General features: G+C 65.9%; 12 protein-coding genes, 1 tRNA gene and 1 pseudogene. All 14 read left to right on the forward strand.

The features are described from left to right. Positions 1-136: pseudogene (tuf, locus tag VM780_RS02970) on the forward strand (elongation factor Tu); the annotation flags it as partial. A 143-nt stretch (positions 137-279) separates the two neighbouring features. After that, positions 280-356, forward strand: a tRNA-Trp gene (locus VM780_RS02975). A gap of 128 nt (positions 357-484) precedes the next feature. Continuing rightward, positions 485-682, forward strand: a complete 198-nt coding sequence (secE, locus tag VM780_RS02980; RefSeq protein WP_325444978.1) for a preprotein translocase subunit SecE — start codon at positions 485-487, stop codon at positions 680-682. Continuing rightward, the gene (nusG, locus tag VM780_RS02985) at positions 679-1,239 is read left to right on the forward strand and encodes a transcription termination/antitermination protein NusG (RefSeq protein WP_183393841.1); all 561 of its coding nucleotides are present in this window, start codon (positions 679-681) and stop codon (positions 1,237-1,239) included. The genes secE and nusG overlap by 4 nt, the downstream gene beginning before the upstream one ends. Before the next feature lie 107 nt (positions 1,240-1,346). Then, positions 1,347-1,778 (forward strand): 50S ribosomal protein L11, encoded by a 432-nt coding sequence (gene rplK, locus VM780_RS02990; RefSeq protein WP_325444982.1) that lies wholly within the window; start codon positions 1,347-1,349, stop codon positions 1,776-1,778. 2 nt (positions 1,779-1,780) lie between these two features. After that, entirely contained in the window at positions 1,781-2,479 is a 699-nt protein-coding gene (gene rplA / locus VM780_RS02995) for a 50S ribosomal protein L1 (protein WP_325444984.1), read from the forward strand. A gap of 308 nt (positions 2,480-2,787) precedes the next feature. Continuing rightward, a complete protein-coding gene (gene rplJ, locus VM780_RS03000; RefSeq protein ID WP_325444986.1) occupies positions 2,788-3,306 on the forward strand; it encodes a 50S ribosomal protein L10 in 519 nt (172 codons plus the stop codon). A 49-nt stretch (positions 3,307-3,355) separates the two neighbouring features. Continuing rightward, positions 3,356-3,733, forward strand: coding sequence for a 50S ribosomal protein L7/L12 (gene rplL / locus VM780_RS03005; RefSeq protein ID WP_325444988.1), 378 nt, complete (start codon positions 3,356-3,358; stop codon positions 3,731-3,733). A gap of 263 nt (positions 3,734-3,996) precedes the next feature. Further along, on the forward strand, positions 3,997-8,112 hold the full coding sequence (gene rpoB, locus VM780_RS03010) for a DNA-directed RNA polymerase subunit beta (RefSeq protein WP_325444990.1): 4,116 nt from the start codon (positions 3,997-3,999) through the stop codon (positions 8,110-8,112). Between the two features lie 134 nt (positions 8,113-8,246). Then, positions 8,247-12,443, forward strand: coding sequence for a DNA-directed RNA polymerase subunit beta' (gene rpoC / locus VM780_RS03015; protein ID WP_325444992.1), 4,197 nt, complete (start codon positions 8,247-8,249; stop codon positions 12,441-12,443). A 535-nt stretch (positions 12,444-12,978) separates the two neighbouring features. Next, entirely contained in the window at positions 12,979-13,350 is a 372-nt protein-coding gene (rpsL, locus tag VM780_RS03020; RefSeq protein WP_271169218.1) for a 30S ribosomal protein S12, read from the forward strand. Positions 13,351-13,361: 11 nt separating this feature from the next. Further along, entirely contained in the window at positions 13,362-13,832 is a 471-nt protein-coding gene (gene rpsG, locus VM780_RS03025) for a 30S ribosomal protein S7 (protein ID WP_325444997.1), read from the forward strand. Positions 13,833-13,859: 27 nt separating this feature from the next. Beyond that, complete coding sequence (fusA, locus tag VM780_RS03030; RefSeq protein ID WP_325444999.1) at positions 13,860-15,935, forward strand: elongation factor G; 2,076 nt, start codon at positions 13,860-13,862, stop codon at positions 15,933-15,935. Between the two features lie 63 nt (positions 15,936-15,998). Further along, positions 15,999-16,139: GTP-binding protein (locus tag VM780_RS03035; RefSeq protein ID WP_244008527.1), on the forward strand; the 141-nt coding region annotated here is incomplete at its 3' end.

Genomic DNA, 16,139 nt, shown 5'->3' on the forward strand with positions numbered 1-16,139 from the left:
GGTGATGCCGGGCGACAACATCGCGATGACGGTCGAGCTGATCGTGCCGATCGCGATGGAGGAGAAGCTGCGCTTCGCGATCCGCGAAGGCGGCCGCACCGTCGGCGCCGGCGTCGTCGCCAGCATCATCGAGTGATCGGATGGGGGCGGCCCTCGCGGCCGCCCCCGTCTCCCGGCGGCTCAGGCCGCCGGCGCGGGGCGCCAGCCCGCGAAAGGGACTTGAAAGAACGCGCCGGGGCGTGCCATAAGGCGAGCCCGCTCGAAACCCCCGGCGACTCTAGGAGTGTAGCTCAACTGGTCAGAGCACCGGTCTCCAAAACCGGGGGTTGGGGGTTCGAGTCCCTCCACTCCTGCCACGCACGGGCGGCGTCGGCGGGGCGGAACGTGAAGCGGAGCGCGCGACGGCTGCTGCGTCGCAGTCTTCCAATGTTGTGCGGGGTGCGAGCCTTTCGGGGAGCGCGCCCCTTTGGACGTTAATGAGGCCATGGCGAAGACTTCTCCGGTCGAATTCCTGCAGCAGGTGAGCGCCGAGACCGCGAAGGTGGTCTGGCCGACCCGGCGCGAGACGATGATCACCACCGCGATGGTGTTCGTCTTTGTGTTCATCGCGGCCGTGTTCTTCTTCGTCGCCGACCTGCTGCTGCGCACCGGCGTCACCTGGATCTTGGGGTTCGGCCAATGAGCGCCGTGGAAGCCCGCGCGGGCGGCCGGCCGAAGCGCTGGTACATCGTCCACGCCTACTCGAATTTCGAAAAGAAGGTCGCCGAGTCGATCCGCGAGAAGGCGGAGCAGACCGGGCTGGCAGATCTTTTCGAGGAGATCCTCGTCCCGACCGAGAAGGTCGTCGAGGTGCGGCGCGGCCGGAAAGTCGACGCCGAGCGCAAGTTCTTCCCGGGCTATGTGCTGGTGAAGATGGATTTGACCGACCAGGCTTACCATCTCATCCGCAACACCCCGAAGGTCACCGGCTTCCTGGGCGCGGAGAACAAGCCGTCTCCGATCTCGGAGGCCGAGGCCACCCGCATCATGCGGCAGGTCCAGGAGGGCATCGAGCGCCCGAAGCCGTCGGTCTCGTTCGAGATCGGCGAGCAGGTTCGGGTCTCGGACGGCCCGTTCGCGTCCTTCTCGGGCGTGGTGCAGGACGTCGACGAGGCGCGGGCGCGCCTCAAGATCGACGTCTCGATCTTCGGTCGCGCGACGACCGTCGATCTCGAATACGGACAGGTCGAGAAGGTCTGATCCGTTTCCAGCCGTGGGAGAAAGGCGCCGGGCTCTTCGCTCGCCCGGACGTCCGATCGCACCACGGACCACGACGGCCGGTTGTAAGGCCGTTCAGGAGAACCTAAATGGCGAAGAAAGTTACTGGCTACATCAAGCTGCAGGTGCCTGCGGGCTCCGCCAATCCGTCGCCGCCGATTGGTCCGGCGCTCGGTCAGCGCGGCCTCAACATCATGGAATTCTGCAAGGCGTTCAACGCGCAGACGGCCCAGTTGGAGAAGGGGATGCCGATCCCCGTCGTCATCACGGCCTATGCGGACCGCTCCTTCACGTTCCAGATGAAGACGCCGCCGGTGTCCTACTTCCTCAAGCAGGCGGCGAAGATCAGCAAGGGCTCCCAGACCACCGGCAAGACCGGTCCGATCGGCAAGGTCAGCCAGGCTCAGCTCCGTGAGATCGCGGAGAAGAAGATGGCCGACCTCAACTGCGACTCCGTCGATGCGGCGGTCGCGATGATCGCGGGCTCCGCCCGCTCGATGGGCCTCGCGGTGGAGGGCTGACCATGGCGAAGATCGGAAAGCGCGTCGCCAAGGCCCGTGAGGGCGTGGACCGCACCAAGCTTTACGGCCTCGACGAAGCGCTCGCGCTCGTCAAAGAGCGGGCGACCGCCAAGTTCGACGAGACCATCGAGGTCTCGATCAATCTCGGCGTCGATCCGCGCCATGCGGACCAGATGGTCCGCGGCGTCTGCCAGCTGCCGAACGGCTCCGGCCGCACCGTGCGGGTCGGCGTGTTCGCGCGCGGCGCGAAGGCCGAAGAGGCGAAGGCCGCCGGGGCCGACGTCGTGGGCGCGGAGGATCTCCTCGAGATCGTCCAGGGCGGCACGATCGACTTCGATCGCTGCATCGCCACGCCCGATATGATGCCGCTGGTCGGCCGTCTCGGTAAGGTGCTGGGCCCGCGCGGCCTGATGCCGAACCCGAAGGTCGGCACGGTGACCATGGACGTCGCCGGCGCGGTCAAGGCCGCCAAGGGCGGCGCGGTCGAGTTCCGCGTCGAGAAGGCCGGCATCATTCATGGCGGCGTCGGCAAGGCGTCGTTCGACGCCGACAAGCTCGCGCAGAACATCAGGGCGTTCACGGACGCCGTGGTTAAGGCGAAGCCGACCGGCGCCAAGGGCCAGTACGTGCAGCGCATCTCGGTGTCCTCGACGATGGGCCCGGGCGTGCATGTCGAGCCCTCGACGGTGCTCGGCGCCTGATCTGACGAATTTCGCGCCGGGCTGGTCCCGGCGCGGGAAGGCGGGACGGAGCGATCCGTCCTGCCGACCTGTCCGAGAAAGCAGGCGTCCACCCACGGGGGCGGATCCTAAGCCCGGAGCACCGGGACCTGCCGAGACGGGGAAGACCGGATTTTCATCGTCCGGTTCGAACCATCGCCGTGAGCGCTCTTCGGACGGTCACGCGCGGACAGGCTTGAAGCCGCCGCCCCCGAAGCTTTCGGGCCAGAGGGGCGGTCGTTGCAACCCGGCGGTCCGGCGTTTGTCGGATCGTCAACCGGAGAGAGCACGTGGACCGCGCGGAAAAGCGTGACATGGTCGCGACGCTGAACTCGGTGTTTTCGAACTCCGGGGCCATCGTCGTCGCTCACTACTCGGGCCTGACCGTCGCCCAGATGTCGACCCTGCGTCGGCAGATGCGCGACGCCGGCGCGAGCGTGAAGGTCGCGAAGAACCGTCTCGCCAAAATCGCTCTCGAGGGCACGGACGTGTCCCATCTGGGTTCGTTGCTGCAGGGCCCGACGGTCCTGGCCTACAGCGACGATCCGGTGGCGGCGCCGAAGATCGCGGTGGAGTTCGCCAAGGCGAACGACAAATTCGTGATCCTCGGCGGCGCGATGGGCGCGACCTCCCTGAACGCCGACGCAGTGAAGGCTCTCGCCTCGCTGCCGTCGCTCGATGAACTGCGCGCCAAGCTCGTGGGCCTCATCCAGGCGCCCGCGACCAAGATTGCGCAGCTCTCGACCGCGCCCGCAGCCAAGCTGGCGCGCGTGTTCGGGGCTTACGCCACCCGAGACGAAGCGGCGTGACGCCGTTCTTCACAATTCAAACCTGGTTCGAACTTAAGGACGTAAGACAATGGCTGATCTGACGAAGATCGTCGACGAGCTGTCCAACCTGACGGTGCTCGAGGCGGCTGAGCTCGCAAAGCTCCTGGAAGAGAAGTGGGGCGTCTCCGCCGCGGCTGCGGTGGCCGTCGCGGCCCCGGGCGCCGGCGGCGCGGCCGCTGCGCCGGTCGAGGAGCAGACCGAGTTCACCGTTGTGCTCGCGGCTGCGGGCGACAAGAAGATCGAGGTCATCAAGGAGGTCCGCGCGATCACCGGCCTCGGCCTCAAGGAAGCCAAGGACCTCGTCGAGGCCGCGCCGAAGCCCGTCAAGGAAGGCGTCGCCAAGGACGAGGCCGAGAAGCTCAAGGCGCAGCTCGAGAAGGCCGGCGCCAAGGTCGAGCTCAAGTGAGGTCGGGCGGACGAGCGATCGTCCGCGCCGCCTGAATACCCGCGGGGGCCGCTCGGCGCGGCCTCCGCGGGCGCATCAGAAGCCGCGGGAAACGGCGTCGTTTCGGCGTCGATTTCTACGCGGCTTTCAGCGCCTCCGGACCCTTCGGGGCATGGAGCGCTTCTACAGCGGGCTCGCGACGAGATGGAGCCCGCCGCGCCTGATCCAAGCCCCGCGTCCGCGGTTTTTGGATCAGGCGTGCCCTCGGCAGATTGAGGAAGACGATGGCTCAGACGATCACCGGCCGCAAGCGTGTTCGCAAGTTCTTCGGCAAGATCCGGGAAGTGACGCAGATGCCGAACCTCATTGAGGTTCAGAAGGCGTCTTACGATCAGTTCCTGCTGTTCGATGGAAACGAGGCGCGTCCGGACGAAGGCCTTCAGACGGTCTTCAAATCTGTGTTCCCGATCTCTGATTTTTCGAACACCTCGATGCTCGAGTTCGTGAAATACGAGTTCGAGCAGCCGAAATACGACGTCGACGAGTGCCGCCAGCGCGGCATGACCTTCGCGGCGCCGCTGAAGGTCACTCTGCGCCTGATCGTGTTCGACGTGGACGAGGAGACCGGCGCCAAGTCCGTCAAGGACATCAAGGAGCAGGACGTCTACATGGGCGACATGCCGCTCATGACGGACAACGGCACCTTCATCGTCAACGGCACTGAGCGCGTCATCGTCTCGCAGATGCACCGGTCGCCGGGCGTGTTCTTCGACCACGACAAGGGCAAGACGCACTCCTCGGGCAAGCTGCTGTTCGCGGCCCGCATCATTCCGTACCGCGGCTCCTGGCTCGACATCGAGTTCGACGCCAAGGACATCGTGCACGCGCGCATCGACCGTCGCCGCAAGATCCCGGTGACCTCGCTGCTGTTCGCGCTCGGCATGGACGGCGAGGAGATTCTCGACACCTTCTACAAGAAGGTTCCGCACACCCGCGACGGCGACGCGTGGCGCATGCCGTTCGACGGCGAGCGCATGCGCGGCTTCAACGCGACGGTCGACCTGATCGACGCCGACACCGGCGAGGTCGTGCTCGAGGCCGGCAAGAAGCTGACCCCGCGCCAGGCCCGGCTCATCGGCGAGAAGGGCGTGAAGTTCCTCAAGGTCTCCAACGAGGAGATGATCGGCCAGTATGTCGCCGAGGACCTCGTCGACGTTCAGACCGGCGAGGTCTGGGCGGAAGCGGGCGAAGAGATCACCCCAAAGCTGCTCGAGCTGCTGGCGGAAGTCGGCGTCGACGAGATCAACCTGCTCGACATCGACCACGTCAACACCGGCGGCTACATCCGCAACACGCTGCACGCCGACAAGAACTCGACGCGCGAAGAGGCGCTGTTCGACATCTACCGCGTCATGCGTCCGGGCGAGCCGCCGACCCTCGACACCGCCGAGGCGATGTTCCAGTCGCTGTTCTTCGACAGCGAGCGCTACGACCTGTCCGCGGTCGGGCGCGTGAAGATGAACATGCGCCTCGATCTGGACGCCGAGGACACCGTCCGCACGCTCCGCAAGGCCGACATCCTGGCGGTCGTCAAGACGCTGGTCGACCTGCGCGACGGCAAGGGCGAGATCGACGACATCGACCATCTCGGCAACCGCCGTGTCCGGTCGGTCGGCGAGCTGATGGAGAACCAGTATCGCGTCGGCCTGCTCCGCATGGAGCGCGCCATCAAGGAGCGCATGTCCTCGGTCGAGATCGACACGGTCATGCCGCAGGACCTGATCAACGCGAAGCCCGCGGCCGCGGCCGTGCGCGAGTTCTTCGGCTCGTCGCAGCTGTCGCAGTTCATGGACCAGACCAATCCGCTCAGCGAGATCACGCATAAGCGTCGTCTTTCGGCGCTTGGCCCGGGCGGCCTGACGCGCGAGCGCGCCGGCTTCGAGGTGCGCGACGTGCACCCGACGCATTACGGCCGCATCTGCCCGATCGAGACGCCGGAAGGCCCGAACATCGGCCTGATCAACTCGCTCGCCACCTTCGCGCGGGTGAACAAGTACGGCTTCATCGAGGCCCCGTACCGCAAGGTCCGGGACGGCGCGGTGACGGATGAGGTGCACTACCTCTCGGCGGTCGAGGAATCGAAGCACCACGTCGCCCAGGCGAACGCGGTGATCACCGAGGACGGCAAGTTCACCGAAGACCTGATCGTCTGCCGCCACATGGGCGAGGTGGTCTTCGCGCCGGTCGAGCGCGTGGACTACATGGACGTGTCGCCGAAGCAGCTCGTCTCCGTCGCCGCGGCGCTCATCCCGTTCCTCGAGAACGACGACGCCAACCGCGCGCTGATGGGCTCGAACATGCAGCGCCAGGCGGTGCCGCTCGTTCGCGCCGACGCGCCGTTCGTCGGCACCGGCATGGAAGCGGTCGTCGCCCATGACTCCGGCGCGGCCATCGCGGCGCGGCGCGGCGGCATCGTCGACCAGGTGGACGCGACCCGTATCGTCATCCGCGCGACCGACGAGGCCGACGCCTCCAAGCCGGGCGTCGACATCTACCGGCTGATGAAGTTCCAGCGCTCCAACCAGTCGACCTGCATCACGCAGAAGCCGCTGGTGCGCGTCGGCGACCTCGTCAAGAAGGGCGACATCATCGCGGACGGCCCGTCGACCGAACTCGGCGAGCTCGCGCTCGGCCGCAACGTGCTCGTCGCGTTCATGCCGTGGAACGGCTACAACTTCGAGGACTCCATCCTCCTCAGCGAGAAGATCGTCTCCGACGACATCTTCACCTCGATCCACATCGAGGAGTTCGAGGTGATGGCCCGCGACACCAAGCTCGGGCCCGAGGAGATCACGCGCGACATTCCGAACGTTTCGGAAGAGGCGCTGAAGAACCTCGACGAGGCCGGCATCGTCTACATCGGCGCGGAAGTGCAGGCCGGCGACATCCTGGTCGGCAAGATCACGCCGAAGGGCGAGAGCCCGATGACGCCGGAGGAGAAGCTGCTCCGCGCCATCTTCGGCGAGAAGGCCTCCGACGTGCGCGATACGTCGCTCCGCGTTCCGCCGGGCGTGACGGGCACGATTGTCGAAGTCCGCGTCTTCAACCGGCACGGCGTCGACAAGGACGAGCGCGCCCAGGCGATTGAGCGTGAGGAGATCGAGCGGCTCGCCAAGGACCGCGACGACGAGCTCGCGATCCTCGACCGCAACACCTATGCGCGCCTCGCCGAGATGCTCGTCGGCAAGACCGCCGTCGGCGGCCCGAAGGCAATCAAGAAGGACGAGGCGATCACCCGCGACGCGCTCACCGAGGCGCCGCGGTCGCAGTGGTGGCAGATCGCGGTCTCGGACGACAAGCTGATGTCCGAGCTCGAGGCGATGCGCGCCCAGTATGACGAGCAGAAGAAGCGTCTCGAGCAGCGTTTCCTCGACAAGGTCGAGAAGCTGCAGCGCGGCGACGAACTGCCCCCGGGCGTGATGAAGATGGTCAAGGTCTTCATCGCGGTGAAGCGCAAGATCCAGCCGGGCGACAAGATGGCCGGCCGCCACGGCAACAAGGGCGTGGTGTCGCGCATCGTTCCTGTCGAGGACATGCCGTTCCTTGAGGACGGCACGCATGTCGACATCGTGCTGAATCCGCTCGGCGTGCCGAGCCGGATGAACGTGGGGCAGATCCTCGAGACCCATCTCGGATGGGCCTGCGCGGGCCTCGGCGCGCAGATCGGCAGGGCGATCGACGCCTATCGGGCCGGCGCAGGCATGGACGAGCTCAAGTCGCGGCTTGACCTGGTTTATGGCGACAACGCCGAGGTCAAGGGCATGAACGATCAGGAGCTGGTCGAGATGTCCGAGACGCTGCGGCGCGGCGTGCCGATCGCGACGCCGGTGTTCGACGGCGCCAAGGAGGCGGACATCGAGCGCATGCTCGAGCTCGCCGGCGTGCCGACCTCGGGGCAGGTCACGCTGCATGACGGCCGGACCGGCGATCCGTTCGATCGACAGGTGACGGTGGGCTACATATATATGCTCAAGCTCCACCATCTCGTGGACGACAAGATCCACGCCCGTTCGATCGGCCCGTACTCGCTCGTCACCCAGCAGCCGCTGGGCGGAAAGGCGCAGTTCGGCGGACAGCGGTTCGGCGAGATGGAGGTTTGGGCGCTCGAGGCCTATGGCGCGGCCTACACGCTGCAGGAGATGCTGACGGTGAAGTCGGACGACGTCGCGGGCCGCACCAAGGTCTACGAGTCGATCGTCCGCGGCGACGACACGTTCGAAGCCGGCATTCCCGAGAGCTTCAACGTGCTCGTGAAGGAGATGCGCTCGCTCGGCCTCAACGTCGACCTGCACACCTCGAAGCGGCGCGCGGGCGATCCGCCCGCCGAAGCGGCCGAATGATCGCCGCGTCCTAGGACGCGGCCTCCGGGCGGACGGGCTCTCGGGCCCGCCCGCCTTACGACTTTGGATTTTCAAGCGGGCGGGAACGGCGTGGCGGCGGCGCCCCGTTTCAGGCTTCGCTAAAGGAGACGGCGATGAACCAGGAAGTGATGAATCTCTTCAACACGCAGGTTCCTGCCCAGACGTTCGACCAGATCCGCATCTCGATCGCCAGCCCGGAGAAGATCCTCTCCTGGTCGTTCGGCGAGATCAAGAAGCCGGAGACGATCAACTACCGGACCTTCAAGCCGGAGCGCGACGGCCTGTTCTGCGCGCGGATCTTTGGCCCGATCAAGGACTACGAGTGCTTGTGCGGCAAGTACAAGCGCATGAAGTACAAGGGCGTCATCTGCGAGAAGTGCGGGGTTGAGGTCACTCTCAGCCGCGTGCGCCGCGAGCGCATGGGCCATATCGAGCTCGCCGCGCCGGTCGCGCACATCTGGTTCCTGAAGTCGCTGCCGTCCCGGATCGGCCTTCTGCTCGACATGACGCTGAAGGACCTCGAGGCGATCCTCTATTTCGAGAAGTACGTCGTCCTCGAGACGGGCCTGACCCCGCTCAAGGACCGCCAGCTGCTGTCGGAGGAGGAGTATCTCCACGCGCAGGACGAGTATGGCGAGGACGCCTTCACGGCCCAGATCGGCGCCGAGGCGATTCAGTCCATGCTGCGCGGGCTCGACCTCGAGAAGATGGCGGCCGACATCCGCGTCGAGATCGCGGAGGCCACCACCGAGCTGAAGCCCAAGAAGCTCGCCAAGCGTCTCAAGATCGTCGAGGCCTTCATCGAGTCCGGCAACAAGCCCGACTGGATGATCATGACGGTCGTGCCGGTGATCCCGCCGGACCTTCGCCCGCTCGTCCCGCTGGACGGCGGCCGCTTCGCCACGTCCGATCTGAACGACCTCTATCGTCGCGTCATCAACCGCAACAACCGTCTGAAGCGGCTGATCGAGCTCCGCGCGCCGGACATCATCATCCGCAACGAGAAGCGGATGCTGCAGGAGGCCGTCGACGCGCTGTTCGACAACGGCCGCCGCGGCCGCGTCATCACGGGCGTCAACAAGCGGCCGCTGAAGTCGCTCAGCGATATGCTGAAGGGCAAGCAGGGCCGGTTCCGCCAGAACCTGCTCGGCAAGCGCGTCGACTATTCGGGCCGCTCGGTCATCGTCGTGGGTCCGGAGCTCAAGCTGCACCAGTGCGGCCTGCCGAAGAAGATGGCGCTCGAGCTGTTCAAGCCGTTCATCTACTCGCGGCTTGACGCCAAGGGCCTGTCGGCGACCGTGAAGCAGGCGAAGAAGCTCGTCGAGAAGGAGAAGCCCGAGGTCTGGGACATCCTGGACGAGGTGATCCGCGAGCATCCGGTGATGCTGAACCGCGCCCCGACGCTGCATCGTCTCGGCATTCAGGCGTTCGAGCCGGTGCTGATCGAGGGCAAGGCGATCCAGCTTCACCCGCTGGTCTGCGCCGCGTTCAACGCCGACTTCGACGGCGACCAGATGGCCGTGCACGTCCCGCTGAGCCTCGAGGCGCAGCTGGAAGCGCGCGTCCTGATGATGTCGACGAACAACATCCTGCACCCGGCGAACGGTCAGCCGATCATCGTGCCGTCGCAGGACATCGTGCTCGGCCTCTACTACCTCACGATCATGCGGGACAACGAGCCGGGCGAAGGCATCGCCTTCTCGAACATGGGCGAGCTCGAGCACGCGCTGTTCAACAAGTCGGTCACGCTGCACACCAAGATCAAGGGCCGGTTCAGCTCGATCGATGAGGACGGCAAGGAGATCTCGAAGGTTTACGAGACCACTCCCGGCCGCATGATGCTTGGCCAGCTGCTGCCCAAGACTCCGAAGCTGACCTTCGACGTCGTCAACAAGCTGATGACGAAGAAGGAAATCTCGAACATGATCGACACCGTCTACCGGAACTGCGGTCAGAAGGACACGGTCATCTTCTGCGACCGGATCATGTCGCTCGGCTTCCACAACGCGTTCAAGGCCGGCATCTCGTTCGGCAAGGACGACATGGTGGTGCCCGAGACCAAGGCGAAGATCGTCGACGACACCCGGACGCTCGCCAAGGAATACGAGCAGCAGTACCAGGACGGCCTGATCACCCAGGGCGAGAAGTACAACAAGGTCGTCGACGCCTGGGCGAAGTGCACCGACAAGATCGCCGACGAGATGATGGCCCGGATTTCCGCGGTGCAGGTCGACGAGGAGACCGGCCGCGCGAAGCAGATCAACTCGATCTACATGATGAGCCACTCGGGCGCTCGCGGCTCGCCTGCGCAGATGAAGCAGCTTGCCGGCATGCGCGGCCTCATGGCCAAGCCGTCGGGCGAGATCATCGAGAGCCCGATCATCTCGAACTTCAAGGAAGGCCTCTCGGTCCTCGAGTACTTCAACTCGACTCACGGCGCCCGTAAGGGTCTCGCGGACACGGCGCTCAAGACGGCGAACTCGGGTTATCTGACCCGCCGTCTGGTCGACGTGGCGCAGGACTGCATCATCACCGAGGACGATTGCGGAACCGACGCCGGCATCCGCGTTCGTCCAGTGGTCGACGCAGGCCAGATCGTCGCGACGCTCGGGATGCGCACGCTCGGCCGCACCACTGCGGAGGACGTCGAGAACCCCGCCACGGGCGAGGTGATCGTCGGCAAGAACGTGCTGATCTCCGAGAAGGACGTGGACGCCATGGCGGCGGCCGGGGTGCAGGAGGTCCGCATCCGTTCGGTGCTGACTTGCGAGACCAAGGTCGGCGTCTGCAAGGCTTGCTACGGGCGCGATCTCGCTCGCGGCACGCCCGTCAACATGGGCGAGGCGGTCGGCGTCATCGCGGCGCAGTCGATCGGCGAGCCGGGCACCCAGCTCACGATGCGCACCTTCCACATCGGCGGCACTGCGCAGCTTGCGGACTCGTCCTTCATCGAGAGCTCCTTCGAGGGCACGGTGAAGATCCGCAACCGCAACGTGGCGCGGAACTCGGACGGCGACATGATCGTCATGGGCCGCAACGTGGCCGTGGTGATCGTCGACGCCAACGGCGTCACGGAGCGGGCGACGCACCGCCTGCAGTACGGCTCGAAGCTTCGCGTGGACGAAGGCGACAAGATCAAGCGCGGCCAGCGGATCGCCGAATGGGATCCGTACACCCGTCCGATCCTCACCGAGGTGGACGGCAAGGTCGGGTTCGAGGATCTGGTCGAAGGCGCCTCGATGAAGGAGACCTCGGACGAGGCGACCGGCATCACCAAGCGCGTCGTCACCGACTGGCGCACCTCTGCCCGCACCACTGATCTGCGTCCGTCGATCGTCATCCTCGACGAGAGCGGGAAGATCGCCAAGCCGGCCAAGGGCGGCGAGGCGCGCTACCAGCTCGCCCCGGAAGCGATCCTGTCGGTTTCGCCGGGCTCCGAGGTCAAGGCCGGCGACGTGCTCGCCCGTATCCCGACGGAGAGCGCCAAGACGCGCGACATCACCGGCGGTCTGCCGCGGGTGGCGGAGCTGTTCGAGGCGCGGCGCCCGAAGGATGCGGCGATCATCGCCGAGATCGCCGGCACGGTGCAGTTCGGCAAGGACTACAAGAACAAGCGCCGCATCACCCTGGTGCCGGCCGACGGCGGCGATCCGGTCGAGTACCTGATCCCGAAGGGCAAGCACATCCAGCTGCAGGACGGCGACGTCGTGGAGCAGGGCGACTACATCGTCGACGGCAACCCGGCGCCGCACGACATCCTGGCGATCAAGGGCGTGGAGGAGCTTGCGGCTTACCTCGTCAACGAGATCCAGGAGGTCTACCGGCTGCAGGGCGTGCAGATCAACGACAAGCACATCGAGGTGATCGTTCGCCAGATGCTGCAGAAGGTTGAGATCTCGGACGCCGGCGACACCGACCTGATCACCAACGAACAGGTCGACCGCATGGACTTCGACGCCGTCAACGCCAAGATGCTGGAGGAGGGCAAGAAGCCCGCCGTCGGTCATCCGGTGCTGCTCGGCATCACCAAGGCGAGCCTGCAGACCCGCTCGTTCATCTCGGCCGCCTCCTTCCAGGAGACGACGCGCGTCCTCACCGAGGCCGCCGTCAACGGCAAGGCGGACGATCTCGAGGGCCTGAAGGAGAACGTGATCGTGGGACGCCTCATCCCGGCCGGCACCGGCTCGGTGATGAACAAGGTCCGCGAGATCGCGATGCACCGCGACGACCTGATCCTCGCCCAGAGGGCTCAGGAGTCCGGCGGCGGGCAGCAGGATCTGCTGCCGAGCCCGGCCGACGCCGCGGAGTGAGGGCAGGGCGGTTCGCCGCCCCGCCAATAAATAAGCAAGGCCGCCGGAGCGATCCGGCGGCCTTTCGCATTCGGCGCGTTCGAGCCCACGGGGGCGCGGGAGAGAGCCGACGCAGGCGCGGAGCAAAGGGGCTCTGCTCCTCTACCGCGGCTCCTGGCGCACGCTCCAAGGCGCGCGGAGGCGCTTCAGGCGCCCGGCTGCGTGGGCTGGGCAGGCGCCGCGTTCCGCTTCCGAGCGGGATCCTTGCCGCGGTGTTGACTATCTCCGACTCGGCGGGTACAAGCCGCCTACTCTTCGGCAGGCGGTGATCCCACGCTGCTCGGTCGCGGTCCAACGCACCGACCTTTCGGGATCAGACGCTGCCGCGACCAGCTTGGGTCAGTTGCGGTTCATGACCGTCGTCGCTCGCCGGCGGCGGTCCTCTGCAGGGAGCGGCGCTCTCCACCGGGAAACCGGCGGAAGGCGTCAGTTTCGTTTTGTGCGCCGGCGTGCCGGCGCGCCGGACGTCGATCAAACGAAAGCGGTTAGGCCATCAATGCCCACCATTAGCCAGTTGATCCGCAAGCCGCGGCAGGCTCCGACGGCGCGCAATACGGTTCCGGCGCTCGAGGCGTGTCCCCAGAAGCGCGGCGTCTGCACGCGCGTCTACACGACCACGCCGAAGAAGCCGAACTCGGCGCTCCGCAAGGTCGCCAAGGTGCGTCTGACCAACGGCTTCGAGGTGATCGGCTACATCCCGGGCGAGGGCCACAACCTCCAGGAACACTCGGTGGTGATGATCCGCGGCGGCCGCGTCAAGGACCTGCCGGGCGTCCGCTACCACATCCTCCGCGGCGTGCTCGACACGCAGGGCGTCAAGAACCGCAAGCAGCGCCGTTCGAAGTACGGCGCCAAGCGGCCGAAGTGAGGAACTGAGCGATGTCCCGTCGTCACTCCGCCGAGCGCCGCGAAGTCCATCCCGATCCGAAGTTCGGGGACATCGTGGTCACGAAGTTCATGAACACCGTGATGAAGCACGGCAAGAAGTCGACCGCCGAGTCGATCGTCTACGGCGCGTTCGAGACCGTCGAGTCGAAGCTGAAGCAGAGCCCGGTCGCGGTGTTCCATCAGGCGCTCGAGAACATTGCGCCGGCCCTTGAGGTCCGCTCCCGCCGTGTCGGCGGCGCGACCTACCAGGTGCCGGTCGAAGTCCGCCCCGAGCGCCGTCAGGCTCTCGCACTGCGCTGGCTGCTCTCTTCGGCCCGCGCCCGCAATGAAAAGACCATGGTCGACCGGCTTTCCGCCGAGTTGATCGACGCATCGAACAACCGCGGCGCCGCGGTGAAGAAGCGCGAAGACACGCACCGCATGGCGGAAGCGAACCGCGCCTTCTCGCACTACCGCTGGTAATTCGAGCAGAGACTGAAGGACGCGATCATGCCCCGCAGCCACGCGATCGAGAACTATCGTAACTTCGGCATCATGGCTCACATTGATGCCGGCAAGACGACGACGACCGAGCGCGTCCTGTTCTACTCCGGCAAGTCCCACAAGATCGGCGAAGTCCATGACGGCGCCGCGACGATGGACTGGATGGAGCAGGAGCAGGAGCGCGGCATCACGATCACGTCCGCTGCGACGACCACGTTCTGGAAGGACAAGCGCCTCAACATCATCGACACGCCGGGCCACGTCGACTTCACCATCGAAGTCGAGCGTTCGCTGCGCGTGCTCGACGGTGCGGTATGCGTGCTCGACGGCAACGCCGGCGTTGAGCCGCAGACCGAGACCGTATGGCGGCAGGCTGACAAGTACGAAGTGCCGCGCATCGTGTTCGTCAACAAGATGGACAAGATCGGCGCCGACTTCTTCCGCTGCGTCCGTGAGATCGACACCCGCGTCGCCGGCAAGCCGGTCGCGATCCAGCTTCCGATCGGCTCGGAGAGCGCGTTCGCCGGCATCATCGACCTGGTCCGCATGAAAGCGGTCGTCTGGGAGAACGAGAACCTCGGCGCGAGCTTCCACGACGAGGACATTCCGGCTGATCTCGTCGATCAGGCGGTCGAATACCGCGCCAAGATGGTCGAGGCGGCCGTCGAGCTCGACGACGTCGCGCTCGAGAAGTTCCTCGAGGGCGAGGAGCCCGACGAGGCGACGCTGAAGTCGCTCCTGCGCAAGGCCGTGCTGACGCGCGCCTTCACGCCGGTGCTGTGCGGCTCGGCCTTCAAGAACAAGGGCGTCCAGCCGCTGCTCGACGCGGTCGTCGACTACCTGCCGTCTCCGCTCGACCGCGGCGCCGTGCACGGCGTCGACTTCAAGACGGAAGAGCCGGTGGTCCGGAATCCGTCCGACGACGAGGGCCTTTCGGTCCTGGCTTTCAAGATCATGGACGACCCGTTCGTCGGCACGATCACCTTCTGCCGCGTCTATTCGGGCAAGCTCGAGTCCGGCTCGACCCTGCTCAATTCGACCCGCGATAAGAAGGAGCGCGTCGGCCGCATGCTCCTGATGCATGCGAACAACCGTGAAGACATCAAGGAAGCCTATGCGGGCGACATCGTCGCTCTCGCGGGCCTCAAAGACGTCCGCACCGGCGACACGCTGTGCGATCCGCAGAAGGCGGTCATCCTCGAGCAGATGGTTTTCCCGGAGCCGGTGATCACGATCGCGATCGAGCCGAAGACGAAGGCCGACCAGGAGAAGCTGGGCGTCGCGCTGTCGAAGCTCGCCGCCGAGGACCCGTCGTTCCGCGTCTCGACCGACACCGAGTCCGGCCAGACCATTCTCAAGGGGATGGGCGAGCTGCACCTGGACATCAAGGTCGATATCCTGAGGCGCACTTATAAGGTCGACGCCAACATCGGCGCGCCGCAGGTCGCATATCGTGAGACGCTGACCAAGCCGGTCGACGTCGACTACACCCATAAGAAGCAGACCGGCGGCACCGGTCAGTTCGCCCGCGTGAAGTTCCACGTCGAGCCGAACGAGCCGGGCGCGGGCTTCGTCTTCGAGTCCAAGATCGTCGGCGGCGCGGTGCCCAAGGAGTACATCCCGGGCGTCCAGAAGGGCCTCGAGTCGGTGCTCGGCGCGGGCACGGTCGCGGGCTTCCCGGTGGTGGACGTCAAGGTCGAGCTGATCGACGGCGCCTACCACGAAGTCGACTCGTCGGCGCTCGCCTTCGAAATCGCGTCTCGCGCGGCGTTCCGGGAGGCCCTGCAGAAGGGCGGTCCGGTGCTGCTCGAGCCGATCATGAAGGTCGAGGTCGTGACGCCGGAGGAATACACCGGCTCCGTCATCGGCGACCTGAACTCCCGGCGCGGCCAGATCCAGGGTCAGGACATGCGCGGCAACGCGAATGTCGTGAACGCCATGGTCCCGCTGGCGAGCATGTTCGGCTACATCAACACGCTGCGTTCGTTCAGCCAGGGGCGGGCGAACTACAGCATGGAATTCGACCACTACGAGCAGGTTCCGTCCAATGTCGCGCAGGAGGTTCAGGCGAAGTACGCCTGATCCGGCAGCGAGTTACGACGAAACCCATAGATACGAAGTTCAGAAAAGAACGGAGCCTTCGCCATGGCCAAGGAAAAGTTCGCGCGGACGAAGCCGCATTGCAACATTGGGACGATTGGCCATGTCGACCATGGCAAGACGTCTTTGACGGCTGCGATCACGAAGGTTCTGGCCGAGACGGGCGGGGCGACGTTCACGGCGTAT

Source organism: Hansschlegelia sp., assembly GCF_035538955.1.
Taxonomy (GTDB): domain Bacteria; phylum Pseudomonadota; class Alphaproteobacteria; order Rhizobiales; family Methylopilaceae; genus Methylopila.